Source organism: Dolichospermum flos-aquae CCAP 1403/13F (assembly GCF_012516395.1).
GTDB lineage: Bacteria > Cyanobacteriota > Cyanobacteriia > Cyanobacteriales > Nostocaceae > Dolichospermum > Dolichospermum lemmermannii.
Genome location: NZ_CP051206.1, coordinates 4,772,850 through 4,788,125, shown reverse-complemented (window position 1 = coordinate 4,788,125; position 15,276 = coordinate 4,772,850). Strand labels below are relative to the sequence as shown.

General features: G+C 37.3%; 14 protein-coding genes. 10 read left to right on the top strand and 4 right to left on the bottom strand.

The genetic code is table 11. From position 1 onward, the window contains the following. Positions 1–87: 87 nt before the first annotated feature. Positions 88–2,196, bottom strand: a complete 2,109-nt coding sequence (locus HGD76_RS22900) for a pentapeptide repeat-containing protein (RefSeq protein ID WP_168697131.1) — start codon at positions 2,194–2,196, stop codon at positions 88–90. A gap of 154 nt (positions 2,197–2,350) precedes the next feature. On the opposite strand from HGD76_RS22900, the gene HGD76_RS22895 reads away from it, so the two are divergent. The 9 genes from HGD76_RS22895 (at position 2,351) to HGD76_RS22855 (ending at position 11,195) form a co-directional block, all read left to right on the top strand. After that, the gene (locus tag HGD76_RS22895) at positions 2,351–2,827 is read left to right on the top strand and encodes a DUF29 domain-containing protein (protein WP_168697130.1); all 477 of its coding nucleotides are present in this window, start codon (positions 2,351–2,353) and stop codon (positions 2,825–2,827) included. A 114-nt stretch (positions 2,828–2,941) separates the two neighbouring features. Further along, the gene (locus tag HGD76_RS22890; RefSeq protein ID WP_168697129.1) at positions 2,942–3,178 is read left to right on the top strand and encodes a DUF4351 domain-containing protein; all 237 of its coding nucleotides are present in this window, start codon (positions 2,942–2,944) and stop codon (positions 3,176–3,178) included. 136 nt (positions 3,179–3,314) lie between these two features. Then, entirely contained in the window at positions 3,315–3,776 is a 462-nt protein-coding gene (locus HGD76_RS22885; protein WP_148764780.1) for a DUF29 domain-containing protein, read from the top strand. A 185-nt stretch (positions 3,777–3,961) separates the two neighbouring features. Continuing rightward, complete coding sequence (locus HGD76_RS22880; protein WP_168697128.1) at positions 3,962–5,218, top strand: vWA domain-containing protein; 1,257 nt, start codon at positions 3,962–3,964, stop codon at positions 5,216–5,218. Further along, positions 5,215–6,495, top strand: a complete 1,281-nt coding sequence (locus HGD76_RS22875) for a vWA domain-containing protein (protein WP_148764776.1) — start codon at positions 5,215–5,217, stop codon at positions 6,493–6,495. The genes HGD76_RS22880 and HGD76_RS22875 overlap by 4 nt, the downstream gene beginning before the upstream one ends. 655 nt (positions 6,496–7,150) lie before the next feature. Beyond that, positions 7,151–7,618, top strand: coding sequence for a helix-turn-helix domain-containing protein (locus HGD76_RS22870; RefSeq protein ID WP_148764774.1), 468 nt, complete (start codon positions 7,151–7,153; stop codon positions 7,616–7,618). Positions 7,619–8,099: 481 nt separating this feature from the next. After that, positions 8,100–8,393: a non-specific DNA-binding protein Hbs gene (gene hbs / locus HGD76_RS22865; protein ID WP_015083119.1), complete on the top strand. Its 294-nt coding sequence runs from the start codon at positions 8,100–8,102 to the stop codon at positions 8,391–8,393. 26 nt (positions 8,394–8,419) lie between these two features. Beyond that, positions 8,420–9,493, top strand: coding sequence for a threonine-phosphate decarboxylase CobD (gene cobD / locus HGD76_RS22860; protein ID WP_168697127.1), 1,074 nt, complete (start codon positions 8,420–8,422; stop codon positions 9,491–9,493). Between the two features lie 244 nt (positions 9,494–9,737). Next, entirely contained in the window at positions 9,738–11,195 is a 1,458-nt protein-coding gene (locus HGD76_RS22855; protein WP_168697126.1) for a dihydrolipoyl dehydrogenase family protein, read from the top strand. A gap of 118 nt (positions 11,196–11,313) precedes the next feature. On the opposite strand, the gene HGD76_RS22850 is transcribed toward HGD76_RS22855, so the two are convergent. Both HGD76_RS22850 and HGD76_RS22845 read right to left on the bottom strand, forming a co-directional pair. Continuing rightward, positions 11,314–13,017, bottom strand: coding sequence for a DUF3685 domain-containing protein (locus tag HGD76_RS22850; RefSeq protein ID WP_168697125.1), 1,704 nt, complete (start codon positions 13,015–13,017; stop codon positions 11,314–11,316). 53 nt (positions 13,018–13,070) lie between these two features. Beyond that, positions 13,071–13,517, bottom strand: a complete 447-nt coding sequence (locus HGD76_RS22845; protein WP_015083115.1) for a Fur family transcriptional regulator — start codon at positions 13,515–13,517, stop codon at positions 13,071–13,073. Positions 13,518–13,753: 236 nt separating this feature from the next. On the opposite strand from HGD76_RS22845, the gene HGD76_RS22840 reads away from it, so the two are divergent. After that, a complete protein-coding gene (locus HGD76_RS22840) occupies positions 13,754–14,242 on the top strand; it encodes a CRR6 family NdhI maturation factor (RefSeq protein ID WP_015083114.1) in 489 nt (162 codons plus the stop codon). Between the two features lie 69 nt (positions 14,243–14,311). Here the strand turns inward: HGD76_RS22840 and HGD76_RS22835 are convergent, their stop codons facing one another. Next, a complete protein-coding gene (locus HGD76_RS22835) occupies positions 14,312–15,253 on the bottom strand; it encodes a glycosyltransferase family 9 protein (protein ID WP_015083113.1) in 942 nt (313 codons plus the stop codon). Positions 15,254–15,276: the final 23 nt, after the last annotated feature.

The window sequence follows — 15,276 nt, the reverse complement described above, 5'->3', positions numbered from 1 at the left end:
CCCAGTCTCCGACTGGGAATGCTTTCCGGGAGGTTCTACCTCCCATTTTAACGATATTTTCAGAACAGGGTGGTTAGAAAATACGTTTTAACTTAAACCTAAAAAACCAGAAATTATCGGCAATAATTTACCGCATTCTTCAACCAATTTTGCCGCAGTTGGTAAATGAGCAATTGTTCCTTTTAACATTGTAATTGCTGTATCTGCTAAATCCTGTTTTTCTTGAGGATTTTGAGCCGCTTCTGCTAAAGATTTAACTTGTTTTAAAGCCTTTTCTTTTTCTTTTGCTGTTAAATTACTATCAGTTTCAATTGCTGTTTTTAATTGTGTTAATAATTCTTTAATTCCTGGTTTATCGGGTTCAGGTGCAGACGGTAATTCATTAATGGTATTTGTGACTGTACCACTGATTTCACCTAAATTCAAAGCTTGTCCACTGGCGTTAAAATCTCCACCAATATTACCAATTTCAATTTTACGGCTAGAATCCTTAGTCATATTTTCATTCTCCACTTTATTATCAATTTGAACATTAATAGGTTTATTAGCTAATGATATAATCATTTCTGGTATTTTACCACTTTGTTGACGATGAAAATTTATTTCCTCATCTTTAGCTTGTAAAACTGCTTTATATTTTTCTTCTACTGCCGCTAATGCTAATTGATAATTTTGAGTAAAATCGCTATGAATCTTTTCTTTATCAGCATTATCAGGAACAGCAACTTTAACGACAACTACCCCATCACCTTTATTTTCAATACTCTGGATAGCTAATTCTGTATCTCCATTTTCAACTTGCACTTTTTTGAAAGCTGCAACAAAAGCTTTCCAGTCAATACCATTTTGGAAAATTAAATCAACAGTATTTAAAACTTCTTCAAATAATTTTGTAAATTCTCCTGGTTTAAATTCTCCACTACTAGGACGGCGTTCACGGTCATCTGTTCCGGGTTTAGAATATTCTAAAAGATAGACAAAGCGACAATCTACATTATCTAATATAGTTGTACTTTCAATATTCCATGCCTCCACACAAACACCTGTCATTTGAGCTTTGGTGAAATTAGTACCAATGGCTTGAGTAAGACTTAGATTTGCCCATTCTAAATTAGCTCCTTGAAAAGCGGCTTCAATAATATCAGCATTTTTAAAATTAGCCTCTTTCAAATCTGCACCTATTAGGTTTACACCTCTGAGATTAGCACCAAAATAAGATTTATTCCTACCATTGAGAGTAATGAGCAAATTGAGAACAGCGGGATTATTCAGTATCGTATTACCTGGTCTAGCAAAATCAAGTTTTTTCGCTTCATAAAAACGAGTGCGCGTTAGATTTGCTTTTCTGAAATCTGTGTTTTTCAGGGTTGCACCAGTAAAATCAGCGTCAGTTAAATCAGCACCACGAAAACTTGTACCACCTGTAGCAGCAAAAGCAATGGCAGATGAACGAATCCAAGTATCTCTTTCATCTCCTTTAAAACTACGCCAGCCTATATAGCCACTAAAAATTACAAAAAATAGGGCTACGGGTACGGCTCCGACTCCGAATAAGACTGCAACGACGGCTGCGGCTATGGCTCCGGCTACGGCTGCGGCTATGGCTCCGGCTACGGCTGCGTCTAAGACTGCAACGACGGCTGCGGCTATGGCTCCGGCTACGGCTGCGGCTGCGGCTACCGCGAAGCGTCCGGCGAAGGTGACAGAGAAGCCCGCGACGAAGCTTCCGACGAAGCCCATGACTCCATTTCCAGTTACGACTTCGGCAAAGTATCCGACTATGAATACAGCTAAACTCCAGGCTACAGCTACGGCAGTCGTTAAGGCTAAGGCTAAGGCTCCGGCGATTACACCCTTGCGAATAGTGACAATACAAAAAACTGTCACTATAACTAGGCAAAGGATTGCCATAATAAAATTTTGAGAGTTTTTGCCATCAAAAATATATGGTATTAATGTACCAATGGGGAATGAAAAAAACCCTGGCAGTGCTGACATTAGCAACGCAGCTATGAGCAAATCAATTACCCAACGTCGCTGTAGTCCAGCCTTAGCACCTGTAAAATCAGCACCCTTAAGAATGGCGTTGGTAAAATTTGCTCCTCTAATATCGGCTTTGCTAAAGTTAGCTCCTGTCAGTTTTTGACCTTTAAAAGAGTGTCCTCGGAGATTTTGACCGGAATAGTCTGGCGGCATAATCGCGTCAGCGAGAGTTATCTATTAGATTTTATTGCCATATTTTGATCATTATTGCTATTTTTAGCACAATTTGGTTAAATTTGGCTTTTCTTAATCCAGGTAAATATTTTTAAACTAAATTAAAATAAGAGTTAACTTTTGCAGGAGGATTATGAACAATCAACTCTATGAACGAGATTTTAATGTTTGGCGAGAAACTATCATTAAACAAATCAAACAACAAGATTTTAATGATATTGATTGGGAACATTTGCTTTTAGAATTAGAAGATATGGGGAAATCAGAAAAACGCTCATTTTTGAGTAATTTAACTATCTTAATTGCTCACTTACTCAAATTAACTGTTCAAGCTGATGCTCCCGAAATGATGAAAGGAAGTTGGTACAGTTCTGTTACTGAACATCGTTTTCGAGTTAAAAAAGATTTGGAAGAAAATCCTTCTTTTAAAAATTATCTCCATGAGGTTATTTTTATTGCTTATGCTGATGCTCGTAAATTGGCAATTAAAGAAAGTAAAAATGCTAAATTAGGAGTAAGAAAACCAGATGAAACAGAATATCCTCTTGATTTTCCTTTTACTATAGAACAGTTGTTAGATGAAGATTTTTATGGGGAGTTAGGGGGGTGATATCCAATTGTTTTCTAAATCATCAACCCAAGGATCAGTATATATGTAAGAATCTGGTAAATAACAATTACCAGATTCAAGGAAAAAAATAACTAACTGTTTCAGGAGGACATTATGGAAGAATCTTGGGTTTATCAGGATATTCTGCAAAAAGGTGAGCAAAAAGGCAAAAGAAGAGAAGCACTAGAATTGATTCTCCGTATGTTAAAACGCCGCTTTGGGAATATTCCAGCCAGAATAGAACAGCAACTTCCTAATTTGGGATTAACTCAACTGGAAGATTTAGCCGAAGAATTATTAGATTTTTCGCAAATAGATGATTTAGTTAAATATATGGCGAATATTTCCTAACAACAAAAACCATTATTATCCTCGTTCCCTGGTTCTGCCGGGGAATGATATTTTTAGCATCAAGGTGAATTATGAAGCAAAAAGAAGCAATAAAATGCTTTACTGATAGGATTATTGCAGGAGATTAGAAATCATTATGACAACACATCAACCAACAGTCATTACCAATGATAATCTTTACGACCAAGATTTTTATCTGTGGATAGAAACAATATCTAAACAATTAAAAGCAGGGAAATTTGCAGAAATTGATTTAGCAAATCTGATAGAAGAAATTGAAAGCATGGGAAAAAGTGAAAAACGGGAGTTAAAGAGCCGTTTAATTGTGCTATTAATGCACTTACTAAAATGGCAATATCAACCTGAAAAACGTAGTGAAAGCTGGCGCAGTACGATTACAGAGCAACGTATTTGTATTGAATTATTATTAGAAGATAGTCCTAGTTTGCAACCTCTACTTATAGAAATATTTGCAGATTGTTATGAAAAAGCTCGTTTAAAAGCATCTGAAGAAACAGGAATTAAATTAAACTTCTTTCCTAAAGAATCTCCTTTTACTTTAGCAGAAACCCTGAAAAATTACTTTTTGAATAATTAAATTATATCAATTTTCATGTTTATTTGTTCATATTTCAGTCTCTGTTTTAGGGAAAGTTAAGGCTTTTATTCCAGTGATTCTCAGCCTGTGACTCCTAAATTAACTTATTTTCCGTAGTATAGAGGATGCGGTTTGAAGTTATCTGTAAAATTGTATCTGTCTAAACTAGATAGGAAATTGAAATTATGAAGATTAATTTACAACTAGCGCTCAATGATGCTGGTATAGATGCAAATCAAACTAGCACTCAACGTCAATTAGTAGTTTCCGTTTCTGCTGGTGGTGAAACTATAGATCGGACTGTACCCTTGAACTTATGCTTAATTCTCGATCATAGCGGTTCAATGATGGGAAAATCTCTAGAAACGGTGAAAAATGCCGCTTGTTTGTTAGTAGATCGTTTGACTCCTGAAGATCGTCTCAGTGTAGTTGTTTTTGACCACCGTGCCAAGGTTTTAGTCCCCAATCAGTTAATTACAGATCGTCAACAGATTAAAAAGCAAATTAAACAACTCACCGCTGATGGGGGAACTGCCATTGATGAGGGTTTACGGTTGGGAATTGAGGAATTAGCCAAGGGTAAACATGATACCGTTTCCCAAGCATTTTTACTGACTGATGGGGAAAATGAACATGGTGATAACGATCGCTGTTTGAAATTTGCCCAATTAGCCGCCAACTATAATTTGACTCTAAATACATTGGGATTTGGTGACAATTGGAATGATAAGGTTTTAGAAAAAATCGCTGATGCTGGTATGGGTACGTTGTCTTATATTCAGCACCCAGATCAGGCTGTATCGGAATTTGGTCGCTTATTTAGTCGAATGCAAACAGTGGGGTTGACTAACGCTCAACTATTATTATCCTTAATGCCTAATGTCCGATTAGCAGAACTCAAACCCATTGCCCAAGTTTCCCCAGATACCATTGAATTACCAGTACAACCCGAAAGCGATGGGCGCTTGGTGGTGAGATTGGGCGATTTAATGAAAGACGGAGAACGGGTAGTTTTAGTTAATATTTATGTGGGACAGTTGCCAGAAGGTAAACAGGCGATCGCTAATCTGCAAGTCCGCTACGATGACCCCGCCGCTAACCAAATCGGGCTACACTCCCCCAATCTACCGATTTATGCTCATGTCACCAGGGAATACCAACCAGCACCAAATCCCCAGGTACAACAGTCGGTTTTAGCTTTAGCCAAATATCGCCAAACCCAGTTAGCAGAAACGAAATTACAGCAGGGTGATCGGGCTGGTGCAGCGACGATGTTACAAACGGCGGCGAAAACTGCTTTGCAAATGGGTGATACTAGTGCGGCAACGGTATTGCAAGTTTCCGCCACCCGCCTACAAGCTGGGGAAGAGTTATCAGAAAGCGATCGCAAAAAAACCAGAATTGTCTCAAAAACTGTTTTGCAAGATGCTTCCCCCCAATGAAAGTTCAACTAACATCGGCTCTAAATGATACTAACGTTGATGCTGCCCAACAAAGCAATCAACGACAACTCTCAATTTCCATTTCCGCTATGCCTTCTGAACTTGAACAAAATTTACCCTTAAATCTCTGCTTGATTCTCGATCAAAGTGGTTCTATGTCTGGTGAACCCATGAATATCGTCATTCAAGCAGTTGAACAATTATTGGATCAATTAAAAGCTGGTGACAGGATATCCGTTATCGGTTTTGCTGGCTCGTCTGGGGTCATTATCCCCAACCAAATCGTCCAAGATATTGAAAGCATCAAAACCCAACTCAAAGCCAAGCTGAAGGCTGGTGGTGGTACTGTCATTGCCGAAGGTTTATCTCTCGGCATTACAGAACTACTCAAAGGCACAAAAGGCGCGGTTTCCCAAGCCTTCTTACTGACAGATGGCCATGGGGATAACGGTTTACAGATTTGGAAATGGCAAATTGGACCAAATGACAATAAACGGTGTTTGCAACTTGCCCAAAAAGCCGCCAAACTCAATCTGACAATTAACACTCTGGGTTTTGGTGATGACTGGAATCCAGATTTATTGGAAAAAATTGCTGATGCTGGGGGTGGGACTCTCGCTTATATCGAGAACCCGGAACAAGCTGTAACTCAATTTGCGCGGCTGTTTCGACGGGTGCAGTCAGTGGGATTAACAAATGCCCATTTACTTCTATCCTTAGTGCCGGTTGTGCGTCTCGCGGAACTCAAACCAGTCGCCCAAGTTGCGCCAGATACCATTGAATTACCAGTAGAAACCGATGCTAATGGGACTTTAATGGTGCGGTTAGGGGACTTGATGAAGGATACCGAACGGGTAGTTTTAGCGAATATTTATCTGGGACAATTGCCAGAAGGGAAACAAGTTATTGGTCATATCCAAATTCGCTATGATGACCCATCGCTGAATAAACAGGGTTTACTTTCTCCCTTAGTGCCAATATATGCTAATTTTACGAAAAGTTATGAACCTGCTCTCAATTCCCAGGTGCTAAACTCGATTCTGCTTTTGGCTAAATATCGGCAAACTCAATTGGCTGAGGCAAAATTAGAATTAGGCGATCGCCTTGGTGCTGTTACAATGTTACAAACTGCTGCTAATACCGCCTTACAAATCGGTGACACCTGTGCAGCCACGGTGTTACAAGTTTCGGCAACTCGCTTACAAGCCGGTGAAGAACTATCGGAAGCTGACCGCAAAAAGACAAGAATGGCATCCAAGACAGTTTTGAAAGAATAGCTGTAGGGTAGGTCTTTTGACCTACCCTATCAAATTTTTAGTAAAAAACCAAGATAGACATCGGCAATATCACATTTAGAGAAATTTGTACACACCTTATAGGAAGATGAATAAGAATAATATAAGGTTTAAAGTAGCTATATATGGTAAACACCTGGTATATATAAAGGCTTGGCTAACCCCAGGTCTTTTTTGTATTTAAAGTAGTTGGTAAAATTTTATGAATTCCTATTTATGATGTCAATATGTGTTGTTGCCATGGTATATCACATTTAGAGGAATTTGTACACATTCCATAGGAAGATGCTATGTGGCTAGATTAGCACTAAATTAATTATGTACGTTGTTAAGCACAGCAATTATGGAGGTTTGGTAATATGACCAAACCTTTTTTTTCGCTTCAACCAAAAATTAACATCAATCCAACCTACGAATTAAAGATTTTTTCAATTTGGTAAAGGTATTGTTGTATAGCGTCACAATACTTAGTCATGAAATTATTTTCGTCTACTTACTTAACTGTTATAGGGCTACACTGAAGCCAATAGATTTTTGATAATACATACAAATCATTTGTTACTATGTACTGTAATTAAAAATATCCATCTGGAAACCCACGTCAGATACCAAATACATTAATCAAAATAACAGTCCTATGGGATGCCGACTGAGAGTTGTTTTAACTGATCAAGAAAAGTTAACGCTAGAAGAGTTAAGAAGGTCTAAAGACGCTCCTCAACGAACAAAAGATCGCGCTCAAGTTCTACTGTTGAACGCTAGGGGATTAAAAAACGAGGAAATTGCTCAAGGTTTAAACTGGGCAGTTTCTACAGTCCGTCAGACCTTACACCGTTGGGAAAAGATGAGTTTAGCAGGATTATGGGATGCTCCAGGGCGAGGAGGAAAACCCCGTTATTCAGAAAATGATTTAGAGTATCTAGAAAACTGTCTAATTGAAGAACCCCAAACTTACAACTCTAAACAACTAGCCAAAAAACTAGCATCTGAGCGACAAGTTTACTTGAGTGCTGACCGACTTCGCAGAGTCCTTAAAGCCAGAGGCAAAGTCATCAAGTCATCAATACACGCAGAGAGCAGGGGGCAGGGAGCAGGGGAAAATTGACAACTGACAACTGACCACTCTACGGGCGAAGCATTAGACCTCTGGTGAAAATGAATGTAGAGACGTTCTATAGAACGTCTCTACAAGGGTTTCAAACCACGCACATTTAATTACCGGAGATGTCTATTTGGAGAACTATTTTTGGGAATGACCGATAATTTATCTTCCAAATGCTTCGCCCCTACTGACCACTGACCACTAAGTATTCATTCCTAAAAATAGGGTATTTTGAATACAGTAAAGAGGTAAAAAAACAAAAAAAATCCTGAAATCTATATAAATTAATAGTTTCATCTATCCACTTAGGGCGACAACGCTTTAGAATGATTCATTGAAAAGTCGAGTCAATCGTATTTGTAGCGATTTTGAGTGTAAATACTCTCAAGGAACGATTTTTGTATTTCTACAAACGGAAATTTACGTAAAGATGCAGTCATGGTGCATCTTGAAATAATCTCTAGCAAAACTTTAGGAGTTTGATATGAACAAGGGCGAATTAGTTGATGCGGTAGCAGAAAAGGCTAGTGTTACCAAGAAACAGGCTGATGCTGTTTTGAGTGCTGCCATCGAAACCATTGTGGAAGCGGTTTCTTCCGGTGATAAGGTAACATTGGTAGGATTTGGTTCTTTTGAATCACGGGAACGCAAAGCCCGTGAAGGGCGCAACCCCAAAACCAACGAAAAAATGGACATTCCCGCTACCAGAGTTCCCGCTTTCTCCGCTGGGAAACTGTTTAGAGAAAGAGTAGCACCCCCAAAAGAGCCAAAAGAGTAAGTTCTTCTATAGGAAAGATATTTTTGATGCCACAACAAGCACACGGGGGAAATTTAGCTTGGGCAGCAGCACTGGCTGGCTGTTCCCCTGATGCTATTGTGGATTTTTCCGCCAGTATCAGCCCGTTGGGACCACCAAACAGCGTTATTGCTGCAATTGTGTCCCAACTGGGCAATCTGAGGAATTATCCTGACCCAGAGTATGGTGAATTGAGACTTGCTCTGAGTCATTTTCATCAAATACCTACTGAGTGGATTTTGCCAGGTAATGGTTCAGCAGAATTATTAACTCTGGTGGGTAGAGAATTGGGACAATTAGCAGCAACAGTGTTACTAACTCCAGCGTTTGGTGACTATTACCGCACTCTTGCGGCTAATAACGCTAAAGTTCTGGAGTTTCCTGTGGATTTAGGCATAGGTCAGGGGAATATTTCTCTATTGCCAGATTTCGGACTTGAGACTTCAGATTTTGGGTTACTGCTGAATAATCCCCATAATCCCACGGGAAAGTTATTTTCACGGGAGTCTGTTTTACCGTATTTGGAAAAGTTTGCTTTGGTGGTGATAGATGAAGCGTTTATGGATTTTTTGCCACCGGAAGCTGAACAAAGTTTAATTGGGTTGGTGCAGGAATACGAGAATTTGGTGATTTTACGATCGCTCACCAAATTTTACAGTTTACCAGGGCTAAGATTAGGATATGCGATCGCTCACCCCGACCGTTTGGCAAAATGGAAATTATGGCGAGATCCTTGGCCTGTAAATACTTTAGCAGCAGCCGCAGCGATCGCCGCCCTCCAAGATACAGAATTCCAAAATCTCACCTGGAAATGGCTACCAGAGGCGAGAAACCAACTATTTCAAGGTGTAGCTTCAATTCCCGGTTTAACCCCGCTCGAAGGCACTGTTAACTACTTATTGGTAGAATCTCAACAATCCACTTCCCAGCTACAACAGCAACTACTTCAGCAACACCAGATTTTAATTCGTGATTGTTTAAGCTTTAAGGAATTAGGCGATCGCTTTTTTCGCGTCGCAGTCCGTACCCAGTCTGATAACCAACGCCTATTAACAGCACTTAAAGCAATTCAAAGGGAATAGGCAAGAGGCAAGGATCAAACCCGTCCGGAACTTAAGTTCCGGTCTAAAAGCTAAAGTGCGTTAAAACGCACTCTGGTTAACTCAAAATCAAAAATTATCCTATTTTATGCCAAAGTAGTCGGTTTTAACCGACTTTAGCTTTTAGACAGGGAATTTATTCCCTGGCTGCTGGCTAAACGCCTACCCAGAGAATTAAATGAATAAGCTGTGTTGAGTATAACAACTGACAACTGACCAATGACCAATGACAAATATTGATTACGACATCGTTATTATTGGTGGCAGTATTGCTGCATACAAAGCTGCTTTAAGTGCCACTCAGTTACACGCTAAAGTTGCTTTGATTGTGAGCGCGGATTTTTCTGATCACTATAATTCAAGTTATCAATACATACTTAGTGAAATTAGTCAAATTACTCAGCAATCTTATAATTTAGCAAATCTAGGAATTTTTGACAAAAATATTCACTTAAATCCAGAATTTTTAAATTTAAAAAAAGGATTGTTTTATGCAAATGCCGTTGCTAAAAATCTGAATCAAATAAATTCTCTTTCTAACTTAGCTGCCCAAGGTGTTGATATTATTGTTGGTAATGGTCAATTTCAATCTTCTCCTCAATTAAGTTTTACAGTTAATGAAAGACAGTTATATAGTCGCACCTATTTACTCGCTAATGGTTCTCGTCCCTTAATTCCCAATATTTCAGGATTAGATACTATTAAATATCTGACTTTAGCTAATATTTGGCAATCTTTAGAAACAACAACATTACCCGAAAATTGGGTAATTATTGGTGGTGTTCCTCAAAGTATAGAAATTGCTCAATTTTTAGCCAGATTCGGTTGTCAAGTTACATTAATAGTTAAAAATTCTCAAATTCTGCCTAATCTTGATTTAGAAATAGCCCAATTATTAACAGCACAATTAGAAGTTGATGGTGTGCGGGTTTTAACACAAACCCAAGTCACCCAAATCCGACATATAGACAATAAAAAATGGGTACAAGCCGGAAATCAAGCCATTGAAACCGACGAAATTTTTATTGGAATTGGACAGCAACCAAACCTAGAATATCTGAATTTACCAGCCGTAGGAGTAAAATTGCATCAACACCGCTTGGTTGTCAATGAAAAATTACAAACTACCAACCAGCGAATTTATGCCTGTGGTGATATATTAGGTGGTTATGATATTCAGAATATTGGTAATTATGAAGCTAATATTGCCATAGAAAATGCTTTATTTTTTCCCAGACTAAAAGTTAATTATGAATCTGTTCCTTGGGGAATATATTCTCAACCTAAAGTGGCACAAGTTGGTTTAACAGAAAAACAAGCGCGAAACCGATATTCTCAAAAGCAAATTTTAGTTTTTAAGCAATATTTCAAAACAGCTACAGCCCCACAAATACAAGGAGAAATTACAGGTATTTGTAAATTAGTAGTTTTGGAAAATGGAAAAATTCTAGGATGTTCTATTTTAGGAATAGCAGCAGGAGAATTAATTAATTTAATTAGTTTAGCAATATCACAAAATATTAAAATTCAGCATTTAGCAAAATTATCACCTATTTATCCCAGTTATTCCGAAATTATCATGGAAACAGCCAGAGAATGGAATAGACACAGAATTAATAAAAACCGTGCTTTACAAGAGTTGTTATTAGGTTTTTTCAATTATCGTCGTGATTGGAATTTATAGTACAGCACTTCCCGATGTATATTATTCGTAATTAATGAAAAGGCTTTTAATCCAATGACCAATGACCAATTACCAATTACCAATTACCAATTACCAATTACCAATTACCAATTACCAATTACTTATTCTTCCGTTGTCCCTTTTCCGTTAAAGAAACACTACCAATTCCCTGTAAAATTCCCCTCCCAACTAAACCTAAACCTCGGCCAATTACTTGAGTGAGAACAAAAACAATTCCAGTTCCTAAAAAGCCTACTAATGATTGTATGCGGGGAGAAATAGCATCCCGAAATTCTAGTATTAATGTTACCCCTAAAGGAATTCCAGAAAGTTGAGCTAATTCTTGATTTCGAGGAGCATAAATTGATATTTTAGAAATTCCCCGAGGGGCAAAAATAAATAATTCATAGCGACTTTCAAAAATTGTTTGCGCTTCAGTTATATATTGATGTAATTGATATTTCCAAGATAAGTTATTTCTAAATTTCTCAATTTCTCTGGTGGAAATCATGTGCCAATGATAAAAATTTTGTTTAATACTTTCCTCGTCTGCTAAATTATTTAGTAATGGTTGAATTACAGCATTAGCTATGTGAATCAATAAATTTTCTAAAATTGATAATGCTTGAGATTGAGATTCTTGCGTTCCTGCTGGATAAGAAACGTTATCAATACATAAATCTGTTAATAATAGTAGATAAGTCAATAATTCAAATAGAAATGGAACTTTATTGATAATTTCTGTTTGCGAATCTGTGGTTTTATCTAATAAAAATTTAACCAAACTTATTTCTTGTTTATCTAAAATAATTCGGGAATAATTTCCAAAAAACTCCGTAATAGTAAATTGCCATAAGTCTAGTAAAATCTGGCTTTGTAAATTAAATAGCTGATTCTTATCAAAATTAAAAGCCCGGACTTCTTCCAACTGCTTAAAAAATTGCTGAAGAATAATATAAAGTAACTCTCGCTTTTTATTCTCTCGAAGAATATCAATTTCTAAAGGTGTATTAGTAAGATTATCTAAAGGAAATTTGAGTTTATTTAAACCTAAAGTCAATAATTCAGATTGCAGTTGTTGAGAACTAACTATCGGTGGTACGTTTATAAATGGTCGTAGATCTGATTTAATAATAGTCTGATTGGGAAAAATATCTAAGGACGGTAATTGGTTTTCTTGTGATAGTCTTTGTCTTTCCTTCTCTGCTGTCAATAAGTGATTAACAACCCACCGAGCCGCTAAAAGTTCGCGTCGTTGTCCTGCTAAAATTGCTTTATTTAATAGAGTTATTCCCGGCAATTTTAATTGTTCTGTAACTTTATCAAGGGCTTGATCTATATTATTAATTCCCGAATTTTGTAAGTTATTTCGCAACTTAGCAAATGGGAAAGGAGAATTAACAATTACTGAATCTGCAAACCAGTAATCACCACCATTAGCCACTTCTTGAATAATGGGGACTAATTGAGAAATTGATATCCCTTTAGGACAATAGCCATTTATCCCGATTTCTTTGGCAGCAATGAGCATTTCTGGTTGAGATTTTGAACTTAAAAGTAATATAGGTATATGGGGATATAAAGCTTTGAGTTGTTTACAAAATTTTAACCCTATTTGCTCATTATCTAATTCTAAAATAATTAATTTAATTTGCCGAGAATTTCCAGTTAGTATTTCCGCTAAAACCTGTAAAGCGGCAGTATCTGTGGCAACATCTGCTACTACTTGTAAATTAGGAATAGCTTCCAGTGTTACCTTGAGTCCTAAACGGAAAATTGGATCTGGGTCAATTAATAAAAATTGTACAAGGCGATCGCTCATTTTTACAAGAAAGTTGATTCCTGATTTTTTAGGCTAGTTTAAATTTTTAATTCCTAATCACTTACTTTGTCACGATAACCATAAAAGTTAATAGTATATTCAGAAATCTTCATCCCTGTTTGTGCTTCCACTTGACGTAACAAATCTTCAGGTAATTCTATATGCACATCTAAAATTTGATTTGTATCTATACAGTTAACATGACTATGGGAATTACTATTATTGCCATATAATCGCCCTTCCCCATGTTCAATACACTCTATAATATTTTGGCTAGATAAAGCTTCTAGATTTTGATATACCGAAGTATGGCCAATTTCCTTACCTTCTTGATTCAGTCGATCATAAATCTCCCTAGCAGAAAGGTGTTCCTTCGCTTGCCAAAGCAATTCCAAAACAAAGCGCCGTTGACGACTGATACGCATCCCTAACATTTGACACCTATCCAAAGCATCTTGTAAAGAACAAATAGGTTTAGGATAAATCCCTTGCTTGTACATATTTCAGGTTGTGAATTCTAGGAATTGGGGATAAATCAATTCAAAATATCCTCACGATAGAACTTGCTTAGGCAAAATTCGAGGAAAATTTTGGCTGTTTGCTAACTGATCATTTTCTTAATCTAAAACAAACTCATAACAACTTTATCTTAAAATTCGGCTAAATGTCTACCTAAAGAGGTAAAAAAGCTGCTACTGTAGATTCTCAACACTGTTGAGTAAGTAGCTATCAGTTCATGACAATCACAATCACCCTCAACAACAACTCTATTTATAGTTTAGATGTGTCACCTGCCTTAACGGTGATTGAACCATTGCTGCAACAGGGAAGCATTTCTACCCATGAACAGCAACTGCGTCTGGAAATTCAGTTTGAGCGGGAAGCAAATGATCCACGGGAACTATCGGAAATTCCCGAAGTCAGACTGTGGTTTGTGCGTCTTGATGCCAAGTATCCTTGGTTGCCATTTTTACTAGACTGGAAAGCAGGAGAACTAGCTCGGTATGCAGCTATGTTAGTACCTCATCAGTTTAGTTCTAAAGAAGGTATCCAGTATAACCCCGAAGCTTTAGAAATATTTCTGATGCACAAAATCTTTATTTTAAGTGATTGGTTGCACAAACAAGATATTGCTAGTCCATCTCGACTCAAATCTTTAGCGCAAATTCTGGGTTATGAATTAGATGATGCTTTCTTTGAAATGATTGAAAAAACTAATTCGTGAACAATGGAATTTATGATTTTAGATTGGATATTTTTTTTCAATCTAAAATCCAAAATCTAAAATTAATACTCAGCCTCCCCAAATTTTTTCTAACACTATTTGGGGTAAGATATCTGCTATTTTCCCAGTTGATGAAGTAATAGCTAATACTTTCTCGCTTATAGGTAATAATTTTTCTGAATCTATAGAATCTAACAAAGTAATTGTATATGTTTCTACTGCTATACTTAATTGCAAGAAGCTATTTTCTACAGATACCATTAAACTAGCACCGGCAATTATGGCAGTTAACTTACCAATATCATCGGGAGAAGTAACTTTAATATTGTGACAATGTTCTAAAAGCGATCTGACTAAAGGCTCATTATTTGCTTCTTTAATGACAACAACAGGTAAATCTGGCTGTTTTTGTTGACAAGCTGCAATAATTTGTTGCCAATTTTCTACGGGATAAGTTGTATCTAGGCTACCTTCACCAGCATTGATGAGAATAAAACCTGTTTCATTCACTCCTAAGCGTTTTTGTTCTGCTTGCGCCCATTCAATATCTACTTTAGGCACATTTACTGATAATGCTGGACAAGGAGTATTAATTTTCAAAGGTTTGAGTAAATTATGGTACATTTTTGCCACATACTCGGATAAATTGGGAGGAATAGGGTTAGTGAGAAAAACCGCACCTTGTCCTTGGTAGCCAATGCGTGTGGGAATTCCCGTCAACCACATTAACAAACCTACCCACCAACTTTGTCCGACAATAATAGCGACATCATACTCACGATCACGGATCATACCAACTAAGTTACCCCAATCAGCTAAACTATTACGATCTTTGTAATCAAAGGTTAATACATCATGAACTGACTTGCTGACTCGGTAAGCGGCCTTTGACTGGGGTTCTACAATCACATCTATCTGCGCGTCGGGATAATAACGCTTCAGATCATCAAGAGTGGCAAAAAAAAGAATTTGGTTATCAATTGAACCAGGGACCAGGGCTACTACACGCATAATATTTATTAACGGTTATTGTT

Coding starts and splice junctions, on each gene's coding strand:
- HGD76_RS22900 (WP_168697131.1), bottom strand. CDS start 2,196: ATGCCGCCAGACTATTCCGGTCAAAATCTCCGAGGACACTCTTTTAAA.
- HGD76_RS22895 (WP_168697130.1), top strand. CDS start 2,351: ATGAACAATCAACTCTATGAACGAGATTTTAATGTTTGGCGAGAAACT.
- HGD76_RS22890 (WP_168697129.1), top strand. CDS start 2,942: ATGGAAGAATCTTGGGTTTATCAGGATATTCTGCAAAAAGGTGAGCAA.
- HGD76_RS22885 (WP_148764780.1), top strand. CDS start 3,315: ATGACAACACATCAACCAACAGTCATTACCAATGATAATCTTTACGAC.
- HGD76_RS22880 (WP_168697128.1), top strand. CDS start 3,962: ATGAAGATTAATTTACAACTAGCGCTCAATGATGCTGGTATAGATGCA.
- HGD76_RS22875 (WP_148764776.1), top strand. CDS start 5,215: ATGAAAGTTCAACTAACATCGGCTCTAAATGATACTAACGTTGATGCT.
- HGD76_RS22870 (WP_148764774.1), top strand. CDS start 7,151: ATGGGATGCCGACTGAGAGTTGTTTTAACTGATCAAGAAAAGTTAACG.
- hbs (WP_015083119.1), top strand. CDS start 8,100: ATGAACAAGGGCGAATTAGTTGATGCGGTAGCAGAAAAGGCTAGTGTT.
- cobD (WP_168697127.1), top strand. CDS start 8,420: ATGCCACAACAAGCACACGGGGGAAATTTAGCTTGGGCAGCAGCACTG.
- HGD76_RS22855 (WP_168697126.1), top strand. CDS start 9,738: ATGACAAATATTGATTACGACATCGTTATTATTGGTGGCAGTATTGCT.
- HGD76_RS22850 (WP_168697125.1), bottom strand. CDS start 13,017: ATGAGCGATCGCCTTGTACAATTTTTATTAATTGACCCAGATCCAATT.
- HGD76_RS22845 (WP_015083115.1), bottom strand. CDS start 13,517: ATGTACAAGCAAGGGATTTATCCTAAACCTATTTGTTCTTTACAAGAT.
- HGD76_RS22840 (WP_015083114.1), top strand. CDS start 13,754: ATGACAATCACAATCACCCTCAACAACAACTCTATTTATAGTTTAGAT.
- HGD76_RS22835 (WP_015083113.1), bottom strand. CDS start 15,253: ATGCGTGTAGTAGCCCTGGTCCCTGGTTCAATTGATAACCAAATTCTT.